Consider the following 26,839-nt stretch of genomic DNA (forward strand, 5'->3'; position numbering starts at 1 on the left):
AGCAGCAAAAGTAACCAAATTAAATAACTTAATCAGGATTGGCCAATATTTTGAAAAGTTCGGCATTTGACATGAAGTAGCGGTTCTCTATCATGATTTGCTGCAAGCGAGAACTTACCACATTATTTTCCCTTGTATTAATCAGGAATATTGAACTTTCGCCAAATGAAAACAGCCTTTCTTCGGAAGTTAACATAGTGTTATAATCCTTTACCAGGGCATCAATAATGGCTTTTTGCTTTTGAAGTGATTCAATTTCTGTCTGCTGCGCGTTTATTTTGTTCTGAAGCATTAGCCGCTCCTGCCCCAGTTCAAGCTGCATATCCTGTATCTTAAGCTTTGCCAGCCTGAGGCCTCCCCTTTCTTTCCGAAGAAATATGGGAAAACTGAAGTTCAAACCAAATTTATAGTCTTGAAACCTGTAGTTATCAAAAGCAGATGGTTCTGAAATATAGTGGTAACCCACATCAATACGCGGCAGGAGCATATTTGCTTTGAGCCGGCGTTCTACCTCAAGCATATCGAGTTTATTTTGCAGCGATTGCAGTTTTGGGTGTCCGTCAAGCGATATGCTGCCAGGGATAGTATTGAGCCTAAGCGTTTCCTGCACGGTTACTAAGAGGTTCTCTTCGGGTACCATATCTTCCCTGAGCTCCACCGGGACATCTTCAATCCACAGGAAGTTGGACAGTTCAAGCCTGGCTTTGGCCAGTTTCAGTTTTGCGTCTTCCAGGCTCAGCTCACGGTTACGAACGGTTATCCCTGTTTCGATACTATCGATAGCAGGCTTATCTCCCTGTTCAATAAGCTTAAGGACACCGTTATACCTCACCCTTGCAAATTCAAGGTAATTGCTGTAAAGCTGTACCTCGTTATAACTCCTTTTCCAGTTAAAATAAGCTGCCGCCGCATCATATAATACCAGCGATGCCCTAAGCCGGCGTTCGGCCTGGCTTTGCTGTAGCTGTAATTTGGCAGCACGAAGGTCGGCCATACGCTGGTTGATAAAAAGGCCCTGACCCAGCGGCACAGTTATACCTAATGATGTGAGGCCCTGGTTTGGCATTGTATTTTGAGGATTGAGGTAAACCCCTTCACTATTGTCAAAGCCGGCTTTTACCTCAATTCCATACCATGTTGGGATTTTAAAGCTGCTGTTTAGTATGGAATAATATTCGCTGCCTTTAAACTGCTTTTGGTCAAAATCCACTTCAATTTTTGGGTCAAAACCGCCTCTTGCGGCCATAAGAGACGCCTGTGCCTTATTGATTTCAAGATTGGCCTGTTTTACTAGCGGATGGTATTTTTTGATATAGCCCAGGTATTCATTAAAGGTAAATTCTCCCTGCGCTAATTCCTGTGCCCCCAGCAGCTGCAAACTGAAAATTGTAAGTAATAAACAAATGATATACCTCTGCATGGATTACTTTTTTTCAGTTGTAGCGGCCTTACTGTCTCCTGAATCTTTCGGCTGGTAATAATTTGGCGGGAAGCCGTTTAGTGTCCTCCATATTTCATACCATACCGGCACATTATCCAGCAATGCGATAGTCTGCGCACCGGCACCAATGCTTAACTGCTCCGGCCATTTGCCTTCTTTCTTATCTGGAGCAATTAAAATCCTGTATTTACCATTGGGGCTTATAAAGTTTTCAACGGCTACAATCCGCCCCCCAAAAGTACCGTACGACATGCCCGGCCAGCCTGAGAATACTATGCTTGGCCAGCCATCAAACCATACCCTTACCCTTTCACCCTTTTTAATAAGCGGAAGGTCAACAGGGTCAACATATGTTTCCACTGCTATATCATACCCTGCCGGCATAATGCTAACAATAGGCGTACCTTCTTTTATAGTTTCGCCAATACCGGCCAGCAAAGCCCGGTTTACATAGCCGCTTTGAGGCGCTTTGATATAATACATGCCATTCCTGATGCTGTAGTTGACATATTGGTTCTGCAGTTTATTTACCTGGGCTTCTGTATCATACTGGCTGCTCAGGGCTGTAAATTTATCACTGTTGGCTTTAGATATCTTTTCGGAATATTCTGCAATCAGCCGGTTTATTTCAACTCGGGCATTGATCAGTTCATTTTTTGATGTAAGTAATTTGTTTTCCTGCGTTATAATTTTAGCCTCTGCTTCCTGTAGTTTCAGCCTTTTTTCTTCCACATCAGTCAGGGCTTTCAGTCCATCTTTATTTAGCTGCACAGCTCGGTTAAACTGGGTTTGGGCAATCCTGAGCTGTGTCTTTACGGCTTCAAGGTCAGTGCTGTCACTCTTGACTTTAAGCCTCGACTGCCTTATTTTATTTTGTGCCTGCTCCAGTTTCAGCACTTGTTCCCGTTGCAGCGATGCCACCTGGGCCTCAAGTGACGTTACTTTGCCACCATAGGATTCAAGAGCCATTTTTTTGGCATCAACCTGTTGTTTGGTGTTCTGTACGAGGTTAGGATCAAAATAATCATCTTTTGTTTCGGAAATAAACAGGATTGTATCACCTTTCTGCACAAAATCACCTTCTTTTACATACCATTTTTCTATACGTCCGGCAATGGCTGTATGTACAGTTTGCGGCCTTTGGTCTGGCTTAAGGGTTGTTACAAAACCCGTACCTGAAATATTTTGTGTCCATGGCAGGAAAAGAGCAATTATCGTGATAACAGATATAAAACCTATTATCTTGTTCAGCACCCTGTAGTGTGGCCTTTCGGTAAGGTTCCTTACCGTTTTGTACTTCCCGTCTATTCTTATCTGGTTGTTTTCTGAAATGTTTAGCATGGTTCTACAATAATGTGTCTTCTGTGATTTTACCTTTATCCATAACGATATGCCTGCTGCATTTGCCTTTCCAGTAGAGGTTTACTGAAGAGACAATTACCGTCCAGCTGTTGTCTTTACTGAACAGGAAATTAATAATTTCGGATGCTGTTGTTTCATCCATTTTATCGGTAGGATCTTCAAGGAAAAGTATGTTTGGCCTATTTACTATACTGCGGGCGAGGAGAATTTTCTGTGAATTGGATGCCGAAAGCTGCATCCCGTCCGGGTGCAGGTACGTATCAAGCCCGTCGGGCAACCTCTTAATATGTGACGCCAGGCCAACAGCTTCAAGCGCCCATTTGACATCATCAGCCGTAATTTCAGGATTATTCATAGTGATATTTTCCAGGATTGTGCCTTCAAAAGGTGTCTCACCCTGCATTACCACCCCTGTCTGCGCGCGGTAAAGATCCATATTTATCTTGCTGTAGCTGCCATCGTTTATATAAAGCCCTCCGCCGGCGGGCTGCAATAGGCCGGCCAGTACGCGCACAAGCGTGGTTTTGCCAGAGCCGTTACGGCCGCTCACAAATATTTTTTCACCCTGATGTATTTTCAGGGTGATGTTCTCCAGTACATCTTTATCTGAGTCGGGAAAACGATAACTTACATTATCCGCTTCAAGGGTAACCTGGTCAAATTTCCCAATATCTGACGCTGAGGCCTGTTCCAGCGCCATATCAGTCACTTCGCCAATTTTTTCAATGGAAGTAAGCACGTCATATAACGTTTCGAGGCCTAATATAATTTTTTCAACAGAATTGATAACTAAAAGTATGATAATCTCAGCTGCCACAAACTGCCCTATGTTCATTTTCTGGCTAAGTACCAGGTAGCCGCCTATGGAAAGCAGTCCGGCTGTAATAATTACCTTAAAAGCTATAAGCTGAATAAACTGCCTCTTGATAATGGCAAAGTGTTTTTCCCGGTAGCAGATATAATCGCTTACAAGGGTGTCGTTTTTTTTAAGCGCGTAATCAAAACTCAATAACTTACGGAAGCTGGTATGGTTGCGTGCGATTTCCTGCAGCCAGAAAGCGGCTTTATACTTATATTTTGATTCATTCATACTGGTACTGAGGCCCGGGGTATAAGAATATTTAAAAATATAATACAGCAGGAATACGAGCAAAACGCCAAATATTATGAAAAACGGGTGGTACAGCGAAAGCAGTATTACGCCAAAACCTATTTGCAAAAGTGCAGAAGAGAAATCAATCAGCAGTTTTGAGGTGCCTTTTTGTATGGAAATGGTATCAAAAAAGCGGTTGGCAAGTTCCGGCGGGTACCTGTTATACAGGGCACTGAACTTTATTTTAGGCAACCTGTAGGCAAATTCAAAAGAAGAGCGCACAAATATTTTCTGCTGGAGGTTCTCCGTAATCCTTAGCTGCATCAGCGAAAGCACACCTACAAATGCCACCCCGAGCGTCACAACAATAACCAGGATAATCCAGGATACGCTCACCTGCCCACTTTGTATAAAATTGATGATGGCCTGTATGCCCAGCGGAAGTGACAGGCTTATCAGCCCCGAAAAGGCCGCATAAAAAATGATTTGGTATACATCTTTTTTATCCAGCCTCAAAAGGTTTAAAAATCGTTTTAAAGGTGTCATCGGTTATTGTTTTACAATTTTAATAAGGTCAAGGTAAAATTCTGTCGGCGAAGTACTTTCATTGCAATTAGTAATGGTTTTAAAATGATCTTTTAAAAAGTGTTGGTGTAGCGCACCTTCCACAATTGCACTTACCAGGCTCTCAGGATATTTATAAGCCGGGTTTACCTCTTTGACAATTTCGGCAATTATATAAATTAATTTTTTATACACCAGGAAAAACCCTTTTTTATTTTCATCATCAACCCCTTTGGTATAAAAGGTCTTCGTAAATTCTTCAATGATTATCCTGTTTAGCACAGCTTCATTAATATGTTCGGTAGCGCTGTCATCCTCCACCTTTTCGGTTATGACTTTTACAGCGCGCTGAAGCTTCTCATAGGGGTCAGTAATATTAGCCGTAGCAAAAGCAAGGCGGTACTCCATCCAACTCCAGTACCATGAGGACAGGTACACCAGCAGGTTGTGCTTGTTTTCAAAATACCTGTACAACGAACTTTCATTAGAACCTATGCGCTCGCCAAGTTTTTTAAAAGTAAAATTTTCAAAGCCCACTTCATCAATAAGCAAGATGCTTTCCCGAATTATCCGCTTACCTAAAACAGATGTTTCCGGATCTTTAAAATATAGCGTGTTATTAACCTGAATTTTTACTGGCATATTCATGATAACAAATATACGTGCAAATTTAATAGTGTTACTATTGATAATAAAAGTTTAACTTTTGTTTAATGTTCTTAAATTTTTAATAATATGCGTTTGGTCATATACGGGCCCGGATAGCGGAGTTAAATTTGCAGCAGAAAATTAAATTATGAACAGATACGTTACAGCAGAGGAAGCTGTGAAAATAATATGTAGCGGCGACAGGGTGTACGTGCAGGCAGCTGCCGCAACACCTACTGTTTTAACCGCAGCCCTCGCCAAAAGGGCACTGGAACTGAGGCATGTGGAAATATGCCATTTGCACACAGAAGGGGAAGCTCCCTACGCACAACCGGAACTGAAAGAGAGCTTTCATGTAAACTCTTTTTTTATAGGTAAAAATGTAAGGCATACATTAAACAGTGGTAACGGTTCCTATACACCTGTTTTTCTTAGTGAACTTCCACACCTGTTCCGGAAAAACGTATTGCCTCTTGATGCCGCCCTGATACATGTATCGCCACCCGATAGCCACGGCTACTGTTCGCTCGGGGTTTCGATAGAAGCCACACTGGCCGCTGTGCAAAATGCCAAAACCGTTATTGCGCAGGTAAACCCTAATATGCCCCGTACTTTTGGCGACGGGCTCATACACATTTCAGGCATTGATTACCTTGTTGAAACCCGCCAGCCGCTTTACGGGCATGAACCGGAACCTGTAAATGAACAGGAAGAAAAAATAGGTGCACATATTGCATCGCTTATTGATGATGAAAGCACCCTGCAGATGGGCATAGGCTCCATACCCAATGCGGCACTGGCTAAACTCGGCAACCATAAGGACCTGGGGCTGCATACCGAAATGTTTTCTGACGGGGTTATAGACCTTATTGAAAAAGGGGTTATCAACTGCCGCTACAAAGGCGTGGTTAAGGGCAGGGCGCTGGCTACATTTTTAATAGGCTCTAAACGCCTGTATGATTTTGTAAATGACAACCCTTTTATCGAAATGAGGGAATCATCTTTTGTTAATGATACAGCCATTATAAGGCGCAACCCTAAAATGGTAGCCATAAACTCAGCCATAGAGGTTGATGTTACAGGGCAGGTTTGCGCCGATTCCATAGGCAGCAGGATGTATTCGGGTGTTGGAGGGCAAATGGATTTTATACGTGGCGCAGCATTAAGCGAAGGCGGGAAGGCAATTATAGCGCTACCCGCTACTACTAAAAAAGGTGAAAATAAAATAGTACCTTTCCTTAAGCAGGGAGCCGGTGTTGTTACAACAAGGTCGCATGTACAGTATATTGTTACTGAATTCGGCATAGCCGACCTTTACGGCAAAACGCTTAAACAACGTGCCAGGGCCATGCTGGAAATTGCCCACCCAGAACACCGGGAAGCTATTGACAGGGCTTATTTTGATATGTTCAGCACCGGCATATAACAGTTTAAGTGCTAAAGCAAGGAATTACGTGTCATGACTTCAGGTTTTTCTATTCCCATAAGGTTGAGGATAGTTGGCGCTATATCACCCAGTATACCATCACTGATATGCTTAAGTTCCTTATCTACCAATATAACCGGCACCGGATTGGTAGTGTGTGCCGTATTGGGAGTGCCATCGGGGTTTATCATGGTCTCACAGTTCCCGTGGTCGGCAATAAGAAGCGTGGTGTAGCCATTATTTAGCGCTGTCTCTATTACAGCCTGCACGCAGGCATCAACAGCCTCACAGGCTTTTATGGCCGCCTCCATGACACCGGTATGGCCCACCATGTCGCCGTTGGCAAAATTCAGGCATACAAAGTCGGCTTCGCCTTTTCGCAGTTCCGGCAGCAGCGCATCTTTAAGGTCATAGGCGCTCATTTCAGGTTTCAGGTCGTAGGTAGCCACTTTGGGCGATGGGCACAGTATACGCGTCTCCCCCTCAAAAGGCTCTTCACGCCCGCCGGAAAAGAAAAACGTTACATGCGGGTATTTTTCTGTTTCAGCGATGCGTATCTGCTTTTTGCCATGTCTCTCAAGCACCTCGCCCAGTGTTTCAGTCAGGTTATCTTTATCATATATCACATGGATGCCCTGGTAGCTGTCATCATAATTGGTGAGCGTAACAAAATAAAGATTCATTTTATGCATGTTCTGCTCGTGCCTGTCAGCCTGTGTAAGTACCTCCGTAAGCTGCCGGCCCCTGTCGGTACGGAAATTAAAGAAGATAACCACATCTCCATTCTCAATGGTTGCCACGGGGTTAGTCCCGTCGGTTGTCATCACTATAGGCTCAATGAATTCATCGGTAACACCCTCTTTATAGCTCTCCTGTATGCTGTCAACGGCATTAGTTGAAGGTATGCCAAGCCCGTTAACCAGCAGGTCATACGCCAGTTTTACACGCTCCCAGCGCTTATCGCGGTCCATAGCATAGTAGCGGCCCACTACAGAGGCCAGTTTTGCATGGGTATTTTTGATATGGTTTTCAAGTTCTGAAACAAAAAACACCCCCGATTTCGGGTCAACGTCGCGGCCATCAGTAAAGGCATGTATAAACACCTCCTGCAGCCCAAAGGCCTCTGCCGCATCTACAAGCCCTTTCAGGTGGTCAATATGCGAATGTACCCCGCCGTTTGAGACAAGGCCGAGGAAATGTACCTTACGGTTATTATTGCGCGCATAGGTAAAAGCGTCAACCAGCGGCTTTTCCTGTGCCAGGGTCTTGTTCTGTACGGCCAGGTTTATTTTAGCCAGGTCCTGGTAGACTATCCTTCCTGCGCCAAGGTTCATGTGGCCTACTTCACTGTTGCCCATCTGCCCATCGGGCAGCCCCACATTTAAGCCATCTGTACGCAGCAGCGCATTCGGATATTTTTGGTAAAGGCTGTCAATAAATGGTGTCTTGGCATTATCTATGGCCGATACTTTGGGATCAGGCGATTTGCCCCAGCCATCAAGTATCATTAATATGACTTTCTTATTCATAATTAATGGTTTTATATCCAGTTTTTTGCGGTATTATAATCTATAAAATACCTTATGCTTATTGAAAATATACTATTTAGGTTGTTTTTAAAAAGATTCTCAAAGTTATAGCTATAGTTCCTGTTTACAAAATTATAGCTAGTTGAAGCGTTATTGCGGTACAGCACCGACAACTGGCTGCCCGGGGCGAACCACCATGTGTAAGACAGGTCAAAATTCCAGGTGTTGAACGTAAAATCCCTGTTCTCGTTAAAGGTAGTATTTTCGGCCAGGGTACCATCCTGCATAAGCGATAAAAAATCAAGGTTTTCGCCGTAGGTCCAGTAATGCCTGGCGGTCAGGTTAAAGGTCATGCGGGGGTTGACAGCCAGCCTGCCCGTGAGTGTGTTGGTCACTGTAGTCCTGTCCCTGCGGGTTATGATAATATCATCACCCTCAAAGCCCACCCACCCCTGGTTGTTGGTATCAAGCCCGTAGTTAAAGCTGTAAACCACAAGCATCCTGTTACTGAAACGATACCTCGGGCTTATCAGTAAACCGTAGTAATTGCGGTTATAATCGCTGCTAATCCATAGCTCCGGCTGCACATCAAGCGCAAACCTCCGGTTGTAATTTGATGAAAAATAGACAAAGCTGTAAACGCTTTTCGGGTTTCGTAAAAACCGGCCGTCAACCCTTGGCTCATAAAAATCATAGGTATGAAAAGGATTGACTTCAACCCCGTAGCCCAGATAATCATTTTTGCGGGTATTTGAGTTTACACGCGCCTCAAACCTGCCTACCTGCATTTTGCCGGTATCATTTTGAAATTCGGAATAAAAACCGGTATTGAGCTGAAAGGTATTATAATTTTTTGTTGGGTTAAGTATCCTGTAGCTGCCCCTAGCATAAATATTGTAATAATTTGTCTGGAATAGGATGCCCAGGTCATTAATATCAAAATCTTTGGACACATAAAAACTGGAAAGGGAATAGCGGTATTTCCCACTGGTTTTCCCAATGCTTACCGAAGAGCTGTAACCGTTCCGGTCGGCCAGGTCATTAATATGGCTGAACTTGAAATTACCCGACAGGTTAAACGTATTGGCCCTGGTATTAAGGTCATAAACAAGCGCCGATACATTAGCATCCCTAAAGCTGCCGTCGCGGGTCACATTAGTATTTACAAATGCTACCGAAGAGTTTTGCCTGAAGCGCTGGTCAAGCACGGTTACATTATAATTAACCAGTGGTTCGGCCACTGCCTGCCGGGTTTGACCTGTGACGGTATTGCGTAAGGTGGCATATGTTTTCTCGGTTATGGCATTCATAATCCCGATACCAAGCCCGGAAGCCGTTCGCCCTGATAGCTTGACTGCATTAATGAGGTTTACGGCCTGTGGCACTTCCACAATTTCCTCATCTTCGCCTGTTGCTATGCTTCCTGTGGGCCTGCCGCCAATCCTGCGGGTATAAAGCAGGCCGCCTTTGTTAAATATATCCGTCCCTTCCGTAAAAAAAGGCCTGTTCTCATTGAACTGCTGCTCAAAAGGCCCTAAATTCAGCACGACGTTATCAAAAGCTGTTTGCCCAAAATCGGGTACCAGTATAGCATCAAGGGTGAAGGAGTCGGTAAGGCCATACTTAACATCAAGCCCCCCCTTTAGTTGGGTGTCTGTACCTTTATTAGCAGTTTCAGAATAGTAATAAGAGGAATACGGAATAAGGAATAGCCTTACCGGGGGCTTTATATTGGTGATCCCTGTAAGCAACCCCGTCTGCACTATTGTGGCGCCAATGTTTCGGTCAATAGGGTTCCAGGTATATTTCTGGCGGTCGCGGCGCAGCTCACGGTAAAAGTTAATTCCCCAAAATTGCTCCGCATCTTCAGAAAACCGTACAGCCGCATAAGGTATTTTTATTTCTACTATCCAGCCGTTGTCAACCATCCGCACCTCACTGTGCCAAATCGCGTCCCAGGAGTAATCCTCGCCCCCGGCTGTTGCCAGGCAGTCCATCTGCGTGCCGGCCGCACTCACAAAAAAACGGAAATCCTGCTGGCCGTCATTATACCCGTTTATAAAAACCCCAAAGTGGTCCGCGCTGGCAAAATCATCACGAAGGGCCATTTCTTTCATAATCAGCCCGGGGCTGTCATACAGCATGGCACCAAAATATACTGCTTCGTCATCATACAGTACGCGTACTTCGGTTTTACGGTCCTCTGAAGCGGGCCTGCCGTTATCAGGCTCAAACATTACAAATCCTGAAGCGGTATCAGCCGATGCCCACTCAGGCTCATCAAGGCGGCCGTCAATGCTTATTTTACCTGTAATCCTCATAGCGGCAACACCCCGCTTTTGTGCAAGTAAAAAAAAAGGTAAGAGCAGTATAAACAGCAACTTAAGTTGGCTAAAACGCATTTTATGGCACTATTCTTGTGAATGCAAAGCTACACAATTAACTTTTTCTTATTAAGGCACAATAAAATAATTTAATTGCGTTTTAGGGATTATACGCATCAGGATAGAAGCGGCAGCCAGCCAAACGTAAAAGAAAATGTTAAATTTTTGGTTTTAAAAGGGTTGGGCTTTTATTTTTAAAATTGTATAATTACTTTGCGCCCCTGTTTAATACACACAACTACTACATTATAATGATAAACAGCTTTTTTACGTCCGTATTCTTTCTGCTGTTCTCTTTCACGGCACCAACAACAAAAACAGAGTCTACCAAAGCAACAGCGATGGCTTCGCCCACTACTGCCGGGGCAAAACTAGCAGAAATGTACGGCAGTATAAACTCTAACGAGCTGCCTTTGCCCAGCTTTGAATCCTTTTCCAAAGCCGTGCAGGGTTTTGAAATGCTGAAGTCTCAGGGAAAAATTACTAAAAACCTGCTGACCATCATTGACTTTAGCAAATCATCAAATACCAGGAGGTTGTGGATTATTAATATGGATACTAAAACCCTGCTATACAATACGCTTGTGGCCCATGGCAGGAACAGTGGGGAGGAATATGCCTCACGCTTTTCTAACCTCAGCAGCTCTAACCAGAGCAGCTTAGGGTTTTATGCGACCGGTGAAATATATACAGGCAAGCACGGCGAGTCCCTAAAACTTGACGGGCTTGAGCCGGGTATAAACAGCAATGCACGAAGCCGTGCCGTAGTAATCCACGCGGCTGATTATGTAAGCGAAAGTTTTATAAAACAGCACCAAAGGCTCGGCAGGAGCCAGGGATGCCCCGCCCTGCCCAACCACCTTAACAAAGAAATCATCAGCCTGATAAAAGACAAATCCTGCCTTTTTATCTACCATCCTTCACGGGATTATGCCAAGGCTACACGGCTTATATCATAGAATTTTATACATTACATAATGCGGGCCAATGTCCTGTATAACGAACCGGGCGCCTGTCTTTTTATAGCCCATTTTCTCATAAAAGCCCACAGCCGCTTCCCGCGCATTGAACCATATCAGCCCCGTGCCGCCGGAAATAGCATACGCTTCGGCTGCCTGTACAAGCTTTTCGCCAAAGCCTTTATTGCGGTAAGCAGGAAGCACCGCCATACCCCTTAGCTGCAACTGTCTTTCTTCTTTGAAAGCCGGGTTTACAGCCTTAAATAATGATGCCACACCGCCCAGATTATCATCATCATATAAGCCAAAATGTATGGTATCAGGCAGGTTATCACCATCAAAAACGCAGGCTTCTAAAGGTTTCCCCGGCCGGAGTACCGGATGCCTCACCGCAAAAGTTTCCTCCGGGGCAATTTGCTTAATCAAAATCATAGTCTGCAAGTTTACAAAAATATTGCATCAGGGCAGTATCATCATGCTTTTAATCAGGAGCAGCCCACACCGCCTATTATCAGGAATCATTCGGTCCCGTCGTCCGCTCTATCTCCCCGCCGCAAAAGCAGGCGGCGGGGAGGATGCCGCTTCCACCGGGGCTGGGAGCAGGCACAGCTGCTTCTTTGGCTGGCCTACTGCTTATGGCAATATCGTAAACGCAGGTCGACGCATACTCATNCAAATATAATAAATTTTTTAAGCTAAAAAATACTCTTACAAACTATGGCGTACAACTTGCAGGTTTAATAAAATTTACTACATTTGCACCCACTTTATAACAAATAAATATTTATTAGTATGAACCACTATGAAACTGTTTTCATCTTGAATCCCGTTTTATCTGAAACACAGGTAAAGGAAACAGTAAGCAAATTTGAAGATTTTCTTACTTCAAGAGGGGCTAAGATGGTAGCCAAAGAGGATTGGGGCCTGAAAAAACTGGCTTATGAGATCCAGCACAAGAAGAGCGGCTTTTACACGCTGTTCCAGTTTGAAGCCCTGGGAGAGATCCTTGCTGCTTTTGAAACCGAATTCCGCAGGGATGAGCGCGTTATGCGTTTCCTTATCGTAAGCCTTGACAAGCATGCTGTGGCATGGGCTGAGAGAAGAAGAGAGAAACTTAAAACCAAAGCGAACTAATTATGTCAACTATAGAGCAGTCAGCTAAAGGAAAAAAAGACGGGGATATCAGATATCTTACGCCTTTGAACATAGAAACGAACAAGCAGAAAAAATACTGCCGTTTCAAAAAAGCAGGTATCAAATATGTTGATTATAAAGATCCTGACTTCCTTTTGAAGTTTGTAAACGAGCAGGGCAAGATCCTTCCCCGTCGCCTTACCGGTACTTCACTGAAATTCCAGAGAAAAGTATCTGTAGCCGTAAAAAGGGCGCGTCATTTAGCATTAATGCCATATGTGGCTGATTTATTAAAATAAAAAGGAGGCAGAATCATGGAAGTTATTCTTAAACAAGACGTACAGAATTTAGGGTTTAAAGATGATATCGTTACAGTTAAGCCGGGTTATGGCCGTAACTATCTTATCCCGCAGGGATTTGCCCAGATAGCAACTCCTACAGCCAAAAAAATACTGGCTGAGAACTTAAAACAACGTGCTTTTAAAGAGCAGAAGCTGGTAGATGATGCCAAAAAAACGGCTGAAGCCCTTAAAGCGCTTGAAATAAAAATTACGGCTAAGGCAGGCGGCGAAAAGCTATTTGGTTCAGTTACCAATGCTGACATCGCTGAGGCTCTGGAAAAAGCAGGCCAGCCGATAGAGAAAAAATACATCTCTTCAGGTATCGTTAAGCGTACAGGAAAGTACAATGCAAGCATCAGGCTACACCGTGATGTTATTGTTGAGCTTCCTTATGAGATTGTTGCTGAGCAGGCTGCTACAGCTGCTGCACCATCTGCAGAGTAATTTTTTACAGAAACATACAGGCCCCGATTTTCGGGGCTTTTTTTATTAGAAGAAGATGCTTAGTTGCTTAGCTACTCAGCTTTTAAGTTTTATTTGTTTACCTTTAAACTAAGCAGCTCAGCGACTCAGTAGCTCAGCAGCTCAAAAAGAAATGAAATACACAAGACTTACCAAGGAACAATTGGAAGAGCTGCATCCCGAATTTATCCGTTTCCTTGCATCGCAGCAGATAGATAAGAACGAGTGGGACAGGATAAAAGCCGAAAAGCCCGAAGTAGCCGAACAGGAGCTGGACGTTTTCAGTGACCTGGTGTGGGATGGCGTGCTTGATAAAGCCGAATGGCTGGAACATTATTCTAAAAACCATATCTTCCTGTTTAAAATGGACAGGGAAGCGATGGAAAGCATCATCATTCATGCGCACGGTGCCCCTGCTGATTTCCTTACCGAAGAAGGCCTTATGTGGCTTAATGAAAACATCTTTTCTAATCAAGTGCAGGTGACACGGGGCCGGAAACCTTTTGGAGAAGACCGCAATGCCGAAATTTTCAGCCTTGTACGGCAGGGTGCTACATTAAGCGACGGCACACTTTATAAGCAGATGGAAGATATGTTTTAGAGTGTGCAAACTACTTTGCGGCTTAGCTGCTGAGCTACCGGGAGTTTAAATTGCCGGGTAGCCCAGCAGCTTTTTTTATCAATAAACTTTGGCTAACTTAGCGCTGCAAACAATACCTACATGGACATCCTTCAAAAGATAAACGCACTCCGCGAAGAGCTTAACCAGCATAACTATAATTACTACGTATTAGACGCGCCAACCATATCTGACCTTGAGTTTGACATGAAGCTGAAGGAGCTTCAGGAACTTGAGGCAAAGCACCCTGAATATTTTGATGAAGATTCGCCAACACAGCGCGTGGGTGGCGCCATTACCAAAAATTTTAATACAGTGCAGCACGAATACCGCATGTACTCGCTGGATAATTCCTATTCCAAAGAAGAACTCCTGGAGTGGGAAAAGCGCCTGCACCGCGGATTAGGCACCGATAAGATAGAATATACCTGCGAATTAAAGTATGATGGTGCCTCTATAAGTATTACCTATGAGAACGGAAGGCTGCTGCGTGCGGTAACCCGTGGCGACGGCTTTCAGGGCGATGAGGTGACTACAAATATTAAAACAATTAAAACTGTTCCTATAAAACTTAAAGGTGATTATCCTGAAAAATTTGAGATACGGGGAGAGATTATCCTCCCGCTGGAAGGTTTTGCACGCATGAACCAGGAACTGATTGAGGCGGGGGAAACGCCTTACGCTAATCCGCGCAATACAGCCTCAGGAAGCCTGAAGCTGCAGGACAGTTCGCTGGTAGCCAAGCGTCCGCTGGACTGCCTGTTGTATTCACTCGTGGGTAGCAGCCTGCCGGTTAAAACACAGTTCGAGGGATTGGAAAAAGCAAGGCAATGGGGCTTTAAAGTGCCTAAGGAGGCCAGGCTTGCAAAATCAATGGATGAGATACTGGCTTTTATTGAATACTGGGACACCCACCGCCACGACCTGCCTTATGAAACTGATGGCGTGGTTATTAAAGTAAACGACCTTCACCAGCAGGAGGAGCTTGGTTATACGGCTAAAGCGCCACGCTGGGCTATTGCTTATAAATTTAAAGCCGAACGGGTAAGCACCCGCCTTCATAAAATAACCTACCAGGTAGGCCGTACGGGGGCCATAACACCGGTTGCCAACCTGGAGCCGGTACAGCTTGGTGGTACTGTGGTAAAACGTGCTTCGCTGCACAATGCTGACCAAATTGAAAAGCTTGATGTGCGCGAAGGCGATGAGGTTTTTGTAGAAAAAGGAGGGGAGATCATCCCTAAAATTATTGCAGTAGATTTTACTAAGCGTGACCCCGAGAGCATGCCTACGGTGTATGTAACCCACTGCCCGGAATGCTTTACCGAACTGGAGCGAAAGGAAGGTGAGGCGCAACATTACTGCCCTAATTATTACGGATGCCCGCCGCAGGTTATTGGGCGCATACAGCATTATATTTCGCGTAAGGCTATGGATATTGAAGGCTTGGGTGGCGAAACTGTGACACTGCTGTATAATTCAGGGCTCATAAAAAATTATGCCGACCTGTACGAACTTAAAAAGGAACAGGTGGTGCCGCTGGAGCGTATGGCAGATAAATCAGCAGAAAACCTTATTAATGGTATAGAAGCTTCAAAGCAAATACCTTTTGAGCGCGTGCTCTATGCTTTAGGAATACGTTATGTGGGTGAAACGGTCGCCAAAAAACTTGCCAAGCATTATAAAAGTATTAATAACCTTGCCAACGCCACGCTGATGGAGCTTATTATGGTGGATGAGATTGGCGAGCGCATTGCGCAAAGTGTTGTTGATTTTTTTGCCGATGCAGAGAACCGTACATTAATTGAACGTTTAAAAGCTTATGGCGTGCAGATGGAAATTAAACAGGATGCCAATACAAGCGTAAGTGATAAGCTTGCCGGGCAAACGTTTGTGGTGTCGGGCGTGTTTGAGAAATTCTCCCGAGATGAGCTTAAAAAAGCCATTGAAGATAATGGTGGTAAAGTGGGCAGTTCCATATCCTCTAAAACGCATTATGTAGTAGCCGGAGATAATATGGGCCCGGCCAAACTTGAAAAAGCGCAGCAGCTGGGTGTGAAGATTATCAGTGAGGATGAGTTTGTAGAAATGATAGGTTAGTGATAAAAATAACCTCAATGTTTTTTGTTACGTGTAAATTTTTTATATTTGTACGTGTAATTTTAATTGTCATGAATACCAAACTCACTCTTAACGTTGATAAAGATATAATTGAAGAAGCAAAAGCTTATGCAAAGATGCACAAGGTAAGCTTGTCAGCTTTAATTGAAAATTATCTCGCATCACTTTCCAAAAAAGCAGTAGATAGTGAAGTGAGTCCTTTGGTACAAAGCCTTACAGGTGTTATGGAGCCCATTAATGAAGATTATAAGAAAGAGTATGGGGATTATTTATCGAAAAAATATTCTTAGTGGATAAATTACTCGTAGATACTAACATAGTACTTGACCTGCTTACAAGGCGTGAGGAATTTTATAAAGAAGCTCAGGATTTATTTACACTGTCTGATAAAGGGCAGGTGGAACTTTACATATCCTCTTTAACTTTAGCTAATACATATTACCTTATTTCAAGGCAGTTTAAGGCTTCTGAAGCAAGAAAAATACTGATTAGATTTAAAGTGCTTGTAAAGGTGCTTGCTATGGATGATAAAATCATGGAACTTGCACTGGCTTCTGATTTTAATGATTTTGAAGATGCCATACAATATTATACTGCAATTGAAAACAACCTGAATATAATCATAACCCGTAACAAGAAGGATTTTAAACTGGCTTCTATTCCTGTATTTTCAGCAAAAGAATACCTTGCAAAATAATAACGATATTACAATTTAGTTTTTAAACTTTTTAATACATCAAAATCTTTTTTGTCAATTTTTTTTAAAAGTTGATGTTCTGTAGTTTCACCGTCTTGGTTAGTATATGCAAGAATAACTGCTTTATCTGTTTTTCTGATGTTTATCAAGTTACCAAAAGGAATGGTTATCACTGCTGTTCTTTTGCCTGAAATATATTTTACACCTAAAAGTACACTAACTATTACAAGTAGCAGATAGCTGTGCAACCAGATGCATATACCAAGAGCAAGAAAGTAAATATAATAAAACAACAGCTTGCTTTGGTGTAAGATATTCTTTCCATTGAAATCTGCCCTGCTTAATTTTTTACTATGGGTAATATAAATGGTTTCGGCATTAACTGTAACGTACCCATCCTTATATCTGAAAAAATGCTTCATCACACCACCATTGTCCTGCCCTTGCTGAACCACCCGCCTTTTTCAAAGTAAAAGTCAATGCGGCCCAGGTTAAGGCCGTAGCAGCCTACCTGGTTTACCATTACTTCCCTGCCTTCAAGGTTTTTGGCAATGTATGGCTTTGTAAGGAAGGTATGTGTGTGCCCACCAATAATCAGGTCAATGTTTTTGGTAGTGCGTGCCACTACAAGGTCTGATATCTTTTCCTTTTCGTTATCATAAATAAAGCCCAGGTGCGAAAGGCAGATTACCAGGTCGCATTTTTCATTCTGCTTTAAAATTCGGCTCATGTCCTGCGCAATTTCTATCGGGTTGCGGTACACCGTTTCTTTGTAAAGCTTTTTATCCACAAGCCCCTGAAGCTCAATACCCAGGCCGAATATGCCAATTTTTATTCCGTCAAGTACAAATATCTTATATGGCTTAACAATACCGTCAAGTACAGTATTCCTGAAATCATAGTTGGCCGACACAAAGTCAAATTTAGCATGGGGCAGCTGCGCATAAAAACCGTCAATACCATTGTCAAAATCATGGTTGCCCATAGTGGCAAGGTCATACTTCATCATGCTCATGATCTTAAACTCAAGTTCACCGCCGTAATAGTTAAAGTACGGTGTACCCTGAAAGATGTCGCCCGCATCCAGCAGCAGCGTGTTCGGGTTCTCTTTACGTATGCTGTCCACTAACGATGCCCTGCGCGCCGCGCCGCCCAGGTTGGCATATTTAGGGTCATCGGCAGGGAAAGGGTCAATATGGCTGTGCACATCGTTAGTGTGCAGTATGGTTATTTTTTTAGTTTCAGGGGTCGCATCAAAGCTGCTGAGCGATAAACCACCCAGTACCAGTGCCGAACCTGCCGCTGTTTTTTCTATAAATTCTCTTCTTTTCATACTATTCTTCGCTTACCCTTATTGTTTTGCTGGCGGTAATGGTGTCAACATCCTTAAAATAATCAATCAGCAGGTTGCGCAACTTATAATTCATGTCATAGCTGGCTACGCCTTTCTTAAAAAAGGCCATGTTATCGCCGCCGTTGCTCAGGTAGTCTGATGTGGCCACATAATACACCTGTTCATTAACCACAGGCGCCCCATTTACACTAATACTCTTAACTGAGCCATCCTTACCTAAAATAATGCGCATTCCTGACAGCGGGTGCGGTTTCTTTTCTTTGGCAAAATACTGCGCTATTTCATTTAGCTGCTCGCCTTTCAGGGCAATAATTATCAGGCTGTTCTCAAAAGGCATTATTTCATAAGCGGTGCGTGCGGTAACATTGCCCTGGGGCATTATGGCACGTATGCCGCCGTGGTTCAGCAGGCAAGCATCCACATGCTTTTTTTCACGGGCAAAAAACACTTTATCAGCATATTGAAAAGTAACATCAGCCATCCAGTTGCCTATACCGGTTTGCCACTTTTCAATTGATTTGCTTTTGTCAAGTGTCTCTGGGTTAAAGGCAAGCACTATATCCAGGTCATTATCAATATAGGTGCGGTATGGCGCTACAAAATTTTCAATATCCTGCCTTGCGGGCTGATCAGCCGTAACCGGTATTTTGTTTCCTTCTATCTTGTTGTTCCTTAGCCCGGTAGAGCAGGAAAGGGCGGTAAATAAAGTTACGGATAAAACAAAGCGGTATAGTAATGCGTTGTACTTTTTTGAATATATGATTTGTGAAGCCACTTATTTGGTTTAATTTTGTAATGAAACAGTAAAAGTACTATGTTTTTAAAGTTTATTAAAGATTTCGGCCTGAAAAAAAACATTAAGAAAACATTATCCCAGTACAAGCCGGTATCTTCCCCGGACATTATAATTACAGTAGGTATATTGATTGACAAAAGCTATTTTACCGATAAAGAGGCACTAATAAATGACCTGGCACAAAATGGCATAAAAGCCCAAAATATACAAACCCTCAGTTTTAAAGAGCGGATAAAGAAAAAAGAAATTATCAGTTATAACCACTATACCCGCAAGGAAATATCAGGTGAGGGCAAATTTATAAAAGAGGACGTTGCGGCATTTATTAACACTCCTTTTGATATGCTTATCAGCTATTATGATGTAGAGAAGCCGCCACTGGTTTGGGCAACGCTGAAATCAAAAGCTAAATTTAAGGTAGGTTTTGCCACAGTTGATAAAAGGCTTAACCATTTTATGATAAGTACGGTAGCTGAAAAGCACGCCGAGTTTATAACGGAACTTTTCAAATATTTAAAAATCCTAAACAAAATATAACATGCAGGCACTTACAGGCACCGGCGTAGCCCTTGTAACACCGTTTAAAAAAGATTTTTCGGTTGATACAGAGGCATTAAAGAAAATTGTGAATTACCAGATTGACGGCGGTATTGAATATCTTGTGGTGCTGGGCACAACAGCCGAGTCGGCCACGCTTACCAAAGAAGAAAAAGAACTGGTAATAACTACTGTTATTGAGGCTAACAACGGCCGCCTGCCCCTGGTTTTGGGCGTGGGAGGCAACAATACAGCCGGGGTAGTAGCCGAACTTAAAAGCCGCGACCTATCAAAATTTACGGCTGTACTATCGGTGTCGCCTTATTACAATAAGCCAACCCAGGAAGGTATCTACCAGCATTTTAAAATGGTTGCTGAGGCTTCGCCTGTCCCTGTTATTCTTTACAACGTCCCTGGCAGGACAGCAAGCAATATGCTTCCGGCCACGGTGACAAGGCTGGCGAACGACTTTAAAAATATCATAGGTATAAAAGAAGCAGCGGGCGATATTGTACAGGCCATGAAGCTGATACAGCACAAGCCTGAAGGTTTCCTGGTAATATCGGGCGATGATATGATAACACTGCCTATGGTGCTGGCCGGCGGTGCAGGCGTAATCTCGGTAATAGGCGAGGGGTTCCCAAGGCAGTTTAGCGATATGGTTCGCCTTGGGCTTGAAAGGAAAGTAGACGAAGCCTACAGGCTGCACTACCTTTTAGCGGATGCTATTGACATGATTTTTGAGCAGGGTAACCCCGCAGGTATTAAGTGTGTATTTGCAGCACTTGGCCTTAGCGAAGAAACCGTGAGGCTTCCGCTGGTAAACGTTAACGAAGATTTAGCAGCCCGAATTAAGGCTTTTGTAAATAAAATACGTAATTTGTAGGCCCATATCACTTTAATAATTACTGTTATGTTGTCAGAAATAATGCAGTCTGCGCTCAATGAGCAGATAAAAGTAGAGGCAGAGTCATCACAAATATACCTGGCCATGGCCTCCTGGGCAGAAGTGAAGGGTTTTGAGGGCATTGCCACCTTTATGTTCAAGCAAAGTGATGAGGAGCGGCAGCACATGCTGAAGCTGGTAAAGTATGTAAACCAGCGCGGTGGGCATGCCGTTATTTCAGCGCTTGAAGAGCCAAGGCTTGATTATACCTCATTCAAAACACTTTTCACGCAGCTGTACAGGCATGAAGTCAGGGTTTCGGAATGTATCAATATACTGGTTGATATATCACTGTCTGAAAAAGATTATGCGACGCACAATTTCCTGCAGTGGTATGTGAGTGAGCAGATAGAGGAAGAAGCTACTGCCCGTGTAATACTTGATAAGATAGACCTTATTGGCGATGATAAAGGTGGTTTGTACCTGTTTGATAATGACATGAAGAATTTTTCGGCAACAGGCCACAATATCGTACAATAATTTTAAGAAAAATAAGTTTAATAAAAGATGCTTCAAGGCATCTTTTTTTGTGGTTTTATGCCGCCTAAAAAAGATTTTGTTTTCTCTGATAATTAACTAAATTTGCAGTTGCTTTAAAAGAAAGCCCTGCCTCAAGGCAAAACTTTATGACACACATGGCAAAATACATTTATATATTTATCATTGCAGTACTTATCTCTTCCTGCAGCCCTTTCCAGAAGGCCCTTAAATCGGAAGACGTGAAGTTCAAGAACGAGGTGGCGGCTGATCTGTATAACAAAGGGAAGTATGAAAAAGCCATAAGGCTGTTTGAACAAATTGCCCCTTCCTACAAGGGTAAACCGCAGGCCGAACGGCTTTTTTATATGTTTGCACAATCGTATTATAAAACAAAGCAGTACTACCTTGCCGGTTACCAGTTTGAAAGTTTTGCCGCTGGTTATCCCAGAAGCGAAAAAATGGAAGAAGCATCTTTCCTGGGGGCAAAGAGTTACTATTTTTTGTCGCCGGAATATTCCCTGGACCAGGTGGATACCAACAAGGCCATAGACAAGCTGCAGAACTTTATAGATAATTACCCCAATTCGCAATACCTTCCCGAAGCTAACCAGCTGGTTAAGGAACTGAGGGAGAAACTGGAGAAAAAAGCCTATGAAATAGCTAAGCAGTACAACACCATAATGGATTATAAAGCCGCGGTCAAAGCGCTTGATAATTTTATAATAGATTATCCGGGCACTCCATACAAAGAAGATGCCATGTACTACAAGCTTAATTCGGCTTACCAGCTGGCTATAAACAGCGTACCGGACAAAATGCTGGAAAGGCTCCAGCAGGCCAAAGCAAGCTATGCTGCCCTGGTAAAATTCAGGAGTGACACTAAATACAAAAAGCAGGCAGACGAAATGCTGTCAAGGATTGATAGTGAATTACAAAAATTTTCTAAATAACAAGTCATGGATTTAAAAAAAACAACAGCTCCGGTAAATACGGTTACCTATAACAGAAGTAAGATTGAAGAGCCAACAGGTAACATTTACGAAGCTATAACCATTATGGCAAGAAGGGCAAACCAGATCAACGGTGAAATAAAAAAAGAACTGATTGAAAAACTGGAAGAGTTTGCTACTTATAATGACAGCCTTGAGGAAATTTTTGAGAACAAAGAGCAAATTGAAGTTTCAAAATTCTATGAAAAGCTTCCTAAGCCACATGCCCTTGCCGTGCAGGAGTGGCTTGAGGGGAAAATATCATACAGGGAAGCTAATAAATAATATACTGCTATGTCTGTTTTGCGCGGTAAAAAGATACTGCTTGGTATATCCGGCGGCATTGCCGCATATAAAACAGCTTCATTGGTAAGGCTATTCATAAAGGCAGGCGCTCAGGTACAGGTTATCATGACGCCTGCCTCTAAAGATTTTATAACGCCCCTCACACTTTCCACGCTGTCTAAAAATCCGGTGCATTCTTCGTTTTATAATGAAGAAGATGAAAACGCCGTGTGGAACAACCATGTAGAGCTAGGCCTGTGGGCCGATATTTTTGTGATTGCCCCCGCTACAGCCAATACCATGGCTAAAATGGTATCAGGCAATGCTGACAATCTACTGGTAGCAACTTATCTTTCGGCAAAATGCCCGGTTTACTATGCCCCGGCCATGGACCTGGATATGTATAAGCACCCATCAACACTTGACAGTTTTAATAAGCTGTCTTCTTACGGTAACATAATGATACCGGCCGAAAGCGGAGAGCTGGCCAGCGGCCTTTCAGGTGAGGGCAGGATGGCTGAACCCGAAAATATTCTGGCTTTTATTGAAAAAGACGTTGAAGGCAAAATGCCACTGCGCGGAAAAAAAATACTGATTACCGCAGGCCCCACATACGAAGCCATAGACCCCGTACGTTTTATAGGAAACCATTCAACCGGCAAAATGGGATATGATATAGCCCATACTGCCGCAAATGAAGGAGCTCAGGTAGTGCTGGTAAGCGGCCCTACGTACCTGTCGGGGTCACACAGCAATATCCGGGTCATTAGGGTAGAATCGGCACAGCAAATGTATGAAGCCTGCCGGGAGCATTTTAAAGATGCTGATGTAGCAATAGCTGCTGCCGCTGTGGCTGATTACAGGCCAAAGTACCCTGAAGGGCAGAAGATAAAAAAGAACGAGCCAATCATGATGCTGGAACTTGAAAAAACAGTAGATATACTGGCTTCAATGGGTGCAGTTAAAAAAAATCAGTTCCTTATCGGCTTTGCATTGGAAACAGAAAATGAAATTGAGCATGCCAAAGCCAAGATCAGGAAAAAAAACTTAGATTTGATAGTGCTTAATTCGCTTAATGATGAGGGTGCGGGTTTTGGTAAAGCGACTAATAAAGTTACCTTTATTGACAGTGATTTAAACATTCAGCCACAGGAACTGAAGAGCAAGGAAGAGGTGGCAAAAGATATAATCAATACAATAAAAAAACATTTCAATGTATAAATGGATAGCAATACTGCTTGTATTCTTTTCAGTTGCAGCCAAAGCTCAGGAGCTTAACTGTGAGGTAAAAATCAACTATGAAAGGATTACAGATGCCAATCCCCAGATATTCAGGACACTTGAGCGTGCCCTGGCTGATTTTATAAATAATACGAGGTGGACCAACCGTAACTTTGCCCGTAATGAAAAAATAGAATGCTCCATGTTTTTCAACATATCCGCTTTTGACAACAACAGTTCTTTTACCGCAACCCTTCAGGTGCAGTCATCAAGGCCTATATACAATTCTACATATTTATCTCCGATTTTTAATTATAATGACAAAGACGTTACCTTCAATTATACGGAAGGGCAGGTACTTTTTTATAATCCGAACAGCTATGACGGCAACCTCATGGCCATTATTGCTTTTTATGCTAACATGATTATAGGCTTTGATGCCGATTCTTTCCAGCTTAACGGCGGTACCGAATATTATACAGCGGCTCAGAACATGGTAATCCTTGCCCAGCAAAGTGGCACCAAAGGCTGGAACCAGGGCGAAGGGGGCAACCAGAACCGTTTCTTTATGGTGAATGATATCCTGTCGAATACTTTTACGCCATACAGGGAGGCGCTTTATGAATACCATCTGCAGTCGCTAGACCTGATGAGTGAAGATGCCAAAAAGGCCAAAGAAAATGCTGCCAAATCACTAAAAACCCTTATAAAAGTACACAGCGTGCGGCCAAATGCTTTTCTGACCAGATTGTTTTTTGATGCCAAGTCTGATGAAATTGTGGGCTTATTTTCTGGAGGGCCATCTATTACCCTTACAGAGGTTATTGATAACCTTAACAGGCTTTCACCTCTTAATTCGGGCAAATGGAGTAATATAAAATAGTATATTTGTGTTTTAACCGGAGCACAATGCTACAATCGCTATATATTAAAAATTTTGCTCTTATTGAGCATCTTGCTATTGATTTTTCGGATAAATTCTCTATCATAACCGGTGAAACAGGTGCGGGTAAATCAATACTCCTCGGGGCGCTTGGCCTTGTGCTTGGCCGCCGTGCCGACCTTACCTCCCTTAAAGATAAAGAGCAGAAATGTGTTGTTGAAGGGCATTTCAGGGTAGCCGATTATAACCTGCAGGATTTTTTTACAGCCAATGACCTTGATTATGAAGAGGTAACCATCATCAGGAGGGAGATACTTCCTTCGGGTAAATCGCGTGCTTTTATAAACGACAGCCCGGTCAATCTTCCTGAGCTGCAGGAACTGGGCGATTTCCTCATTGACGTCCATTCACAGCACCAGACAAGGGAACTTAGTGATGAACAGTACCAGATACAAATTCTTGATGCTGTGGCTCAAAATCACGAGTTTATTGCAGCATATAAACAACAGCTTTCACACTACAGGCATATACAGGCAGAGCTGAAAGAGCTGCGGCTGCAAAAAGAAACACTGGCTAAAGAGCAGGACTATAATACTTTCCTGCTGAATGAACTGTTGTCAGCCAACCTTAAAGAAGGCGAGCAGGAAGAAATGGAACAGGAGCTGGAAAAACTTTCTAATATTGAAGCCATAAAAGAAGCGCTGGCTAAATCACTTTCTATTGCCAATGATGAACAGGCGGGCGTGCTGCAAAACCTGAAAGAAATAAAGCTTTCGCTGCAAAAAATAAGTACTATTTCTATAGTGTACGGACAGCTGTATGAAAGGGTTTCGAGCCTGCTTATTGAGTTTGATGACATCAATAGCGAACTTGAGGCAGGTTTAGAGTCGCTTACCGATGACCCGGAACGCCTTGAGTTTATCAACCAGAAGCTACAGCTTATATACACCCTGCAAAAAAAGCACCAGGTAGCTACTGTTGAAGAATTACTTGCCATACAAAATATGCTTGACAACAAAGTGATGATGGCTGATGAACTTGACGCTGAAATAAACAGGCTGGCAGCCGAAGCTGAAAAAGCCAAAGCAACTGCTGATGGAACGGCACTTACTATAAACAACCGGCGGAAAAAAGCCATACCCCTTCTGGCAAATAAGATAACAGATATACTTGCCCTGTTGGGTATGCCCGATGCAAGGTTTAAATTTGAAATACACCTTACGGATAACTATTATCCTGCCGGTAAAGATGCTGTACAGCTATTCTTTTCAGCCAATAAGGGTACTGACTTTGGCTTGCTGAAAAAAGTAGCTTCCGGAGGTGAAATGTCCCGTATAATGCTGGCCGTAAAAGCAGTACTTTCTGCTTACTCAAAACTTCCTACCATTATCTTTGATGAGATTGATACGGGCGTGTCTGGAGAGATAGCCAGCAAGATGGGTGATATCATGAAAGCCATGAGCGATACAATGCAGGTATTCGCCATAACTCACCTGCCGCAGATAGCCTCTAAAGGTGACCAGCATTATAAAGTTTATAAAAGCACTAAAGGAGATACTACGGTTTCTGAACTGAGGCTGCTTGCAAAAGAAGAAAGAATAAGGGAAATAGCCGAAATGTTATCTGGCCGTGATATTAGTGACTCCGCCTTAAATCACGCCCGGACGTTGCTGAACTGAAAAAAAAATATATATTTGTCCGGCTAACCATAACACAGCAAATAAAAATAAACCCAATCAATATGTATAATCTATTAAAAGGTAAACGCGGTATTATAACCGGTGCGCTCGACCAAAATTCCATCGCATGGAAAGTAGCTGAAAAAGCGCATGAAGAAGGTGCGACATTTGTATTGACCAATGCCCCTATAGCAATGAGGATGGGCGAAATTAAGGCCCTTGCCGAAAAAACAGGCTCACAAATAATACCTGCCGATGCCACCAGTGTGGAAGATATTGAAAAACTATACGTGGAAGCCCAGGAAATACTTGGCGGCAAAATTGACTTTTTGCTACACTCTATCGGCATGAGCGTAAACATCAGGAAGAACATACCTTATGCCGAGTCAAACTATGATTATTTTATGAAAGGTATTGATGTTTCTGCTATGTCACTGCACAAAATGCTGAGTGTTGCCAAAAAACTTGACGCCATAAATGAAGGCGGAAGTGTTGTGGCCCTTACTTATATGGCAGCACAGCGCACCTATCCATTTTATACCGATATGGCCGACATCAAAGCCATGCTCGAATCTATAGCCCGTAGTTTTGGCTATCACTATGGCAAAGAGAAAAAAGTACGCATCAATACTGTTTCGCAATCACCAACAAAAACAACTGCCGGTACAGGTATTAAAGGGTTTGGCGATTTTTATGATTTTGCCGATGCCATAGCGCCACTTGGCAATGCTGATGCAGAGTCATGTGCCGATTACTGCATCACACTATTTAGCGACCTTACGAGGATGGTGACCATGCAGAACCTGTTTCATGACGGCGGGTACTCCTCTACAGGGGTAAGTTCAGAAGTTATGGAACGCCTTGCAGGAGAATAAGTATCTGGCTTATT

At 43.2% G+C, this 26,839-nt stretch carries 28 protein-coding genes; 18 read left to right on the plus strand and 10 right to left on the minus strand.

Translation table 11 applies throughout. From position 1 onward, the window contains the following. Positions 1 to 28 precede the first annotated feature (28 nt). The 4 genes from CHU92_RS13430 to CHU92_RS13445 are packed head-to-tail and all read right to left on the minus strand — an operon-like array spanning position 29 to position 5,108. Positions 29 to 1,420 (minus strand): TolC family protein, encoded by a 1,392-nt coding sequence (locus tag CHU92_RS13430; RefSeq protein WP_094416418.1) that lies wholly within the window; start codon positions 1,418 to 1,420, stop codon positions 29 to 31. A gap of 3 nt (positions 1,421 to 1,423) precedes the next feature. Beyond that, complete coding sequence (locus CHU92_RS13435; protein ID WP_094416420.1) at positions 1,424 to 2,782, minus strand: HlyD family secretion protein; 1,359 nt, start codon at positions 2,780 to 2,782, stop codon at positions 1,424 to 1,426. A gap of 4 nt (positions 2,783 to 2,786) precedes the next feature. Continuing rightward, on the minus strand, positions 2,787 to 4,442 hold the full coding sequence (locus tag CHU92_RS13440) for a peptidase domain-containing ABC transporter (RefSeq protein WP_094416422.1): 1,656 nt from the start codon (positions 4,440 to 4,442) through the stop codon (positions 2,787 to 2,789). A gap of 3 nt (positions 4,443 to 4,445) precedes the next feature. Beyond that, entirely contained in the window at positions 4,446 to 5,108 is a 663-nt protein-coding gene (locus CHU92_RS13445; RefSeq protein ID WP_094416424.1) for a TetR/AcrR family transcriptional regulator, read from the minus strand. A gap of 148 nt (positions 5,109 to 5,256) precedes the next feature. On the opposite strand from CHU92_RS13445, the gene CHU92_RS13450 reads away from it, so the two are divergent. After that, positions 5,257 to 6,534, plus strand: a complete 1,278-nt coding sequence (locus tag CHU92_RS13450; protein ID WP_094416426.1) for an acetyl-CoA hydrolase/transferase family protein — start codon at positions 5,257 to 5,259, stop codon at positions 6,532 to 6,534. An 11-nt stretch (positions 6,535 to 6,545) separates the two neighbouring features. Here the strand turns inward: CHU92_RS13450 and gpmI are convergent, their stop codons facing one another. Together gpmI and CHU92_RS13460 are read right to left on the minus strand one after the other, a co-directional pair. Then, a complete protein-coding gene (gene gpmI / locus CHU92_RS13455) occupies positions 6,546 to 8,063 on the minus strand; it encodes a 2,3-bisphosphoglycerate-independent phosphoglycerate mutase (protein ID WP_094416428.1) in 1,518 nt (505 codons plus the stop codon). 11 nt (positions 8,064 to 8,074) lie between these two features. Continuing rightward, on the minus strand, positions 8,075 to 10,465 hold the full coding sequence (locus CHU92_RS13460; RefSeq protein ID WP_094416430.1) for a DUF5916 domain-containing protein: 2,391 nt from the start codon (positions 10,463 to 10,465) through the stop codon (positions 8,075 to 8,077). A gap of 233 nt (positions 10,466 to 10,698) precedes the next feature. On the opposite strand from CHU92_RS13460, the gene CHU92_RS13465 reads away from it, so the two are divergent. Then, positions 10,699 to 11,406 (plus strand): murein L,D-transpeptidase catalytic domain family protein, encoded by a 708-nt coding sequence (locus CHU92_RS13465; RefSeq protein ID WP_094416432.1) that lies wholly within the window; start codon positions 10,699 to 10,701, stop codon positions 11,404 to 11,406. Here CHU92_RS13465 and CHU92_RS13470 read toward each other — a convergent pair. Next, the gene (locus CHU92_RS13470; protein WP_094416434.1) at positions 11,401 to 11,838 is read right to left on the minus strand and encodes a GNAT family N-acetyltransferase; all 438 of its coding nucleotides are present in this window, start codon (positions 11,836 to 11,838) and stop codon (positions 11,401 to 11,403) included. The genes CHU92_RS13465 and CHU92_RS13470 overlap by 6 nt on opposite strands. A gap of 360 nt (positions 11,839 to 12,198) precedes the next feature. Here CHU92_RS13470 and rpsF point away from each other — a divergent pair, with 360 nt between their 5' ends. The 7 genes from rpsF (at position 12,199) to CHU92_RS13505 (ending at position 16,780) form a co-directional block, all read left to right on the plus strand. Then, positions 12,199 to 12,540: a 30S ribosomal protein S6 gene (rpsF, locus tag CHU92_RS13475; RefSeq protein WP_094416436.1), complete on the plus strand. Its 342-nt coding sequence runs from the start codon at positions 12,199 to 12,201 to the stop codon at positions 12,538 to 12,540. A 2-nt stretch (positions 12,541 to 12,542) separates the two neighbouring features. After that, positions 12,543 to 12,839: a 30S ribosomal protein S18 gene (gene rpsR, locus CHU92_RS13480; RefSeq protein WP_094416438.1), complete on the plus strand. Its 297-nt coding sequence runs from the start codon at positions 12,543 to 12,545 to the stop codon at positions 12,837 to 12,839. A gap of 15 nt (positions 12,840 to 12,854) precedes the next feature. Then, the gene (gene rplI, locus CHU92_RS13485) at positions 12,855 to 13,325 is read left to right on the plus strand and encodes a 50S ribosomal protein L9 (RefSeq protein WP_094416440.1); all 471 of its coding nucleotides are present in this window, start codon (positions 12,855 to 12,857) and stop codon (positions 13,323 to 13,325) included. A 151-nt stretch (positions 13,326 to 13,476) separates the two neighbouring features. Continuing rightward, positions 13,477 to 13,944: a DUF6495 family protein gene (locus tag CHU92_RS13490; RefSeq protein WP_094416442.1), complete on the plus strand. Its 468-nt coding sequence runs from the start codon at positions 13,477 to 13,479 to the stop codon at positions 13,942 to 13,944. 120 nt (positions 13,945 to 14,064) lie between these two features. Next, the gene (gene ligA, locus CHU92_RS13495; protein WP_094416443.1) at positions 14,065 to 16,062 is read left to right on the plus strand and encodes an NAD-dependent DNA ligase LigA; all 1,998 of its coding nucleotides are present in this window, start codon (positions 14,065 to 14,067) and stop codon (positions 16,060 to 16,062) included. Between the two features lie 71 nt (positions 16,063 to 16,133). After that, positions 16,134 to 16,373, plus strand: a complete 240-nt coding sequence (locus CHU92_RS13500) for a DUF6364 family protein (protein WP_094416530.1) — start codon at positions 16,134 to 16,136, stop codon at positions 16,371 to 16,373. Continuing rightward, a complete protein-coding gene (locus CHU92_RS13505) occupies positions 16,373 to 16,780 on the plus strand; it encodes a type II toxin-antitoxin system VapC family toxin (protein ID WP_094416445.1) in 408 nt (135 codons plus the stop codon). The genes CHU92_RS13500 and CHU92_RS13505 overlap by 1 nt, the downstream gene beginning before the upstream one ends. A gap of 8 nt (positions 16,781 to 16,788) precedes the next feature. Here CHU92_RS13505 and CHU92_RS13510 read toward each other — a convergent pair whose 3' ends face one another. The 3 genes from CHU92_RS13510 to CHU92_RS13520 are packed head-to-tail and all read right to left on the minus strand — an operon-like array spanning position 16,789 to position 18,909. After that, positions 16,789 to 17,235, minus strand: a complete 447-nt coding sequence (locus tag CHU92_RS13510) for a hypothetical protein (protein ID WP_129583093.1) — start codon at positions 17,233 to 17,235, stop codon at positions 16,789 to 16,791. Further along, positions 17,202 to 18,113 (minus strand): bifunctional metallophosphatase/5'-nucleotidase, encoded by a 912-nt coding sequence (locus tag CHU92_RS13515; RefSeq protein WP_094416449.1) that lies wholly within the window; start codon positions 18,111 to 18,113, stop codon positions 17,202 to 17,204. Before CHU92_RS13515 ends, CHU92_RS13510 begins: the two co-directional genes overlap by 34 nt. A 1-nt stretch (position 18,114) precedes the next feature. Beyond that, positions 18,115 to 18,909, minus strand: coding sequence for a 5'-nucleotidase C-terminal domain-containing protein (locus tag CHU92_RS13520; protein ID WP_243389609.1), 795 nt, complete (start codon positions 18,907 to 18,909; stop codon positions 18,115 to 18,117). A 39-nt stretch (positions 18,910 to 18,948) separates the two neighbouring features. Between CHU92_RS13520 and CHU92_RS13525 the strand changes: the two genes are divergently transcribed. The 9 genes from CHU92_RS13525 to CHU92_RS13565 all read left to right on the plus strand — a co-directional run bounded on the left by CHU92_RS13525 (position 18,949) and on the right by CHU92_RS13565 (position 26,825). Then, entirely contained in the window at positions 18,949 to 19,467 is a 519-nt protein-coding gene (locus CHU92_RS13525) for a DUF6913 domain-containing protein (RefSeq protein ID WP_094416451.1), read from the plus strand. A 1-nt stretch (position 19,468) separates the two neighbouring features. After that, positions 19,469 to 20,353 (plus strand): 4-hydroxy-tetrahydrodipicolinate synthase, encoded by an 885-nt coding sequence (dapA, locus tag CHU92_RS13530; protein WP_094416453.1) that lies wholly within the window; start codon positions 19,469 to 19,471, stop codon positions 20,351 to 20,353. Positions 20,354 to 20,380: 27 nt separating this feature from the next. Continuing rightward, complete coding sequence (locus CHU92_RS13535) at positions 20,381 to 20,893, plus strand: ferritin (protein ID WP_094416455.1); 513 nt, start codon at positions 20,381 to 20,383, stop codon at positions 20,891 to 20,893. A gap of 155 nt (positions 20,894 to 21,048) precedes the next feature. Next, positions 21,049 to 21,843: an outer membrane protein assembly factor BamD gene (locus tag CHU92_RS13540; RefSeq protein ID WP_094416533.1), complete on the plus strand. Its 795-nt coding sequence runs from the start codon at positions 21,049 to 21,051 to the stop codon at positions 21,841 to 21,843. A 6-nt stretch (positions 21,844 to 21,849) separates the two neighbouring features. Continuing rightward, on the plus strand, positions 21,850 to 22,167 hold the full coding sequence (locus CHU92_RS13545) for a DNA-directed RNA polymerase subunit omega (protein WP_094416457.1): 318 nt from the start codon (positions 21,850 to 21,852) through the stop codon (positions 22,165 to 22,167). A 9-nt stretch (positions 22,168 to 22,176) separates the two neighbouring features. Next, complete coding sequence (gene coaBC, locus CHU92_RS13550; protein WP_094416459.1) at positions 22,177 to 23,388, plus strand: bifunctional phosphopantothenoylcysteine decarboxylase/phosphopantothenate--cysteine ligase CoaBC; 1,212 nt, start codon at positions 22,177 to 22,179, stop codon at positions 23,386 to 23,388. After that, positions 23,381 to 24,271: a type IX secretion system protein PorD gene (porD, locus tag CHU92_RS13555; RefSeq protein ID WP_094416461.1), complete on the plus strand. Its 891-nt coding sequence runs from the start codon at positions 23,381 to 23,383 to the stop codon at positions 24,269 to 24,271. The genes coaBC and porD overlap by 8 nt, the downstream gene beginning before the upstream one ends. A gap of 26 nt (positions 24,272 to 24,297) precedes the next feature. Continuing rightward, positions 24,298 to 25,950 carry a DNA repair protein RecN gene (gene recN / locus CHU92_RS13560; RefSeq protein WP_094416463.1) on the plus strand — a complete coding sequence of 551 codons (1,653 nt, stop codon included), beginning with the start codon at positions 24,298 to 24,300 and terminating at the stop codon, positions 25,948 to 25,950. A 62-nt stretch (positions 25,951 to 26,012) separates the two neighbouring features. Further along, a complete protein-coding gene (locus tag CHU92_RS13565; RefSeq protein WP_094416465.1) occupies positions 26,013 to 26,825 on the plus strand; it encodes an enoyl-ACP reductase FabI in 813 nt (270 codons plus the stop codon). The last annotated feature ends 14 nt before the right edge of the window (positions 26,826 to 26,839 follow it).

Origin of the sequence: Flavobacterium cyanobacteriorum (genome assembly GCF_002251835.1) — a bacterium.
GTDB classification, from domain to species: Bacteria; Bacteroidota; Bacteroidia; order Flavobacteriales; family Flavobacteriaceae; genus Flavobacterium; species Flavobacterium cyanobacteriorum.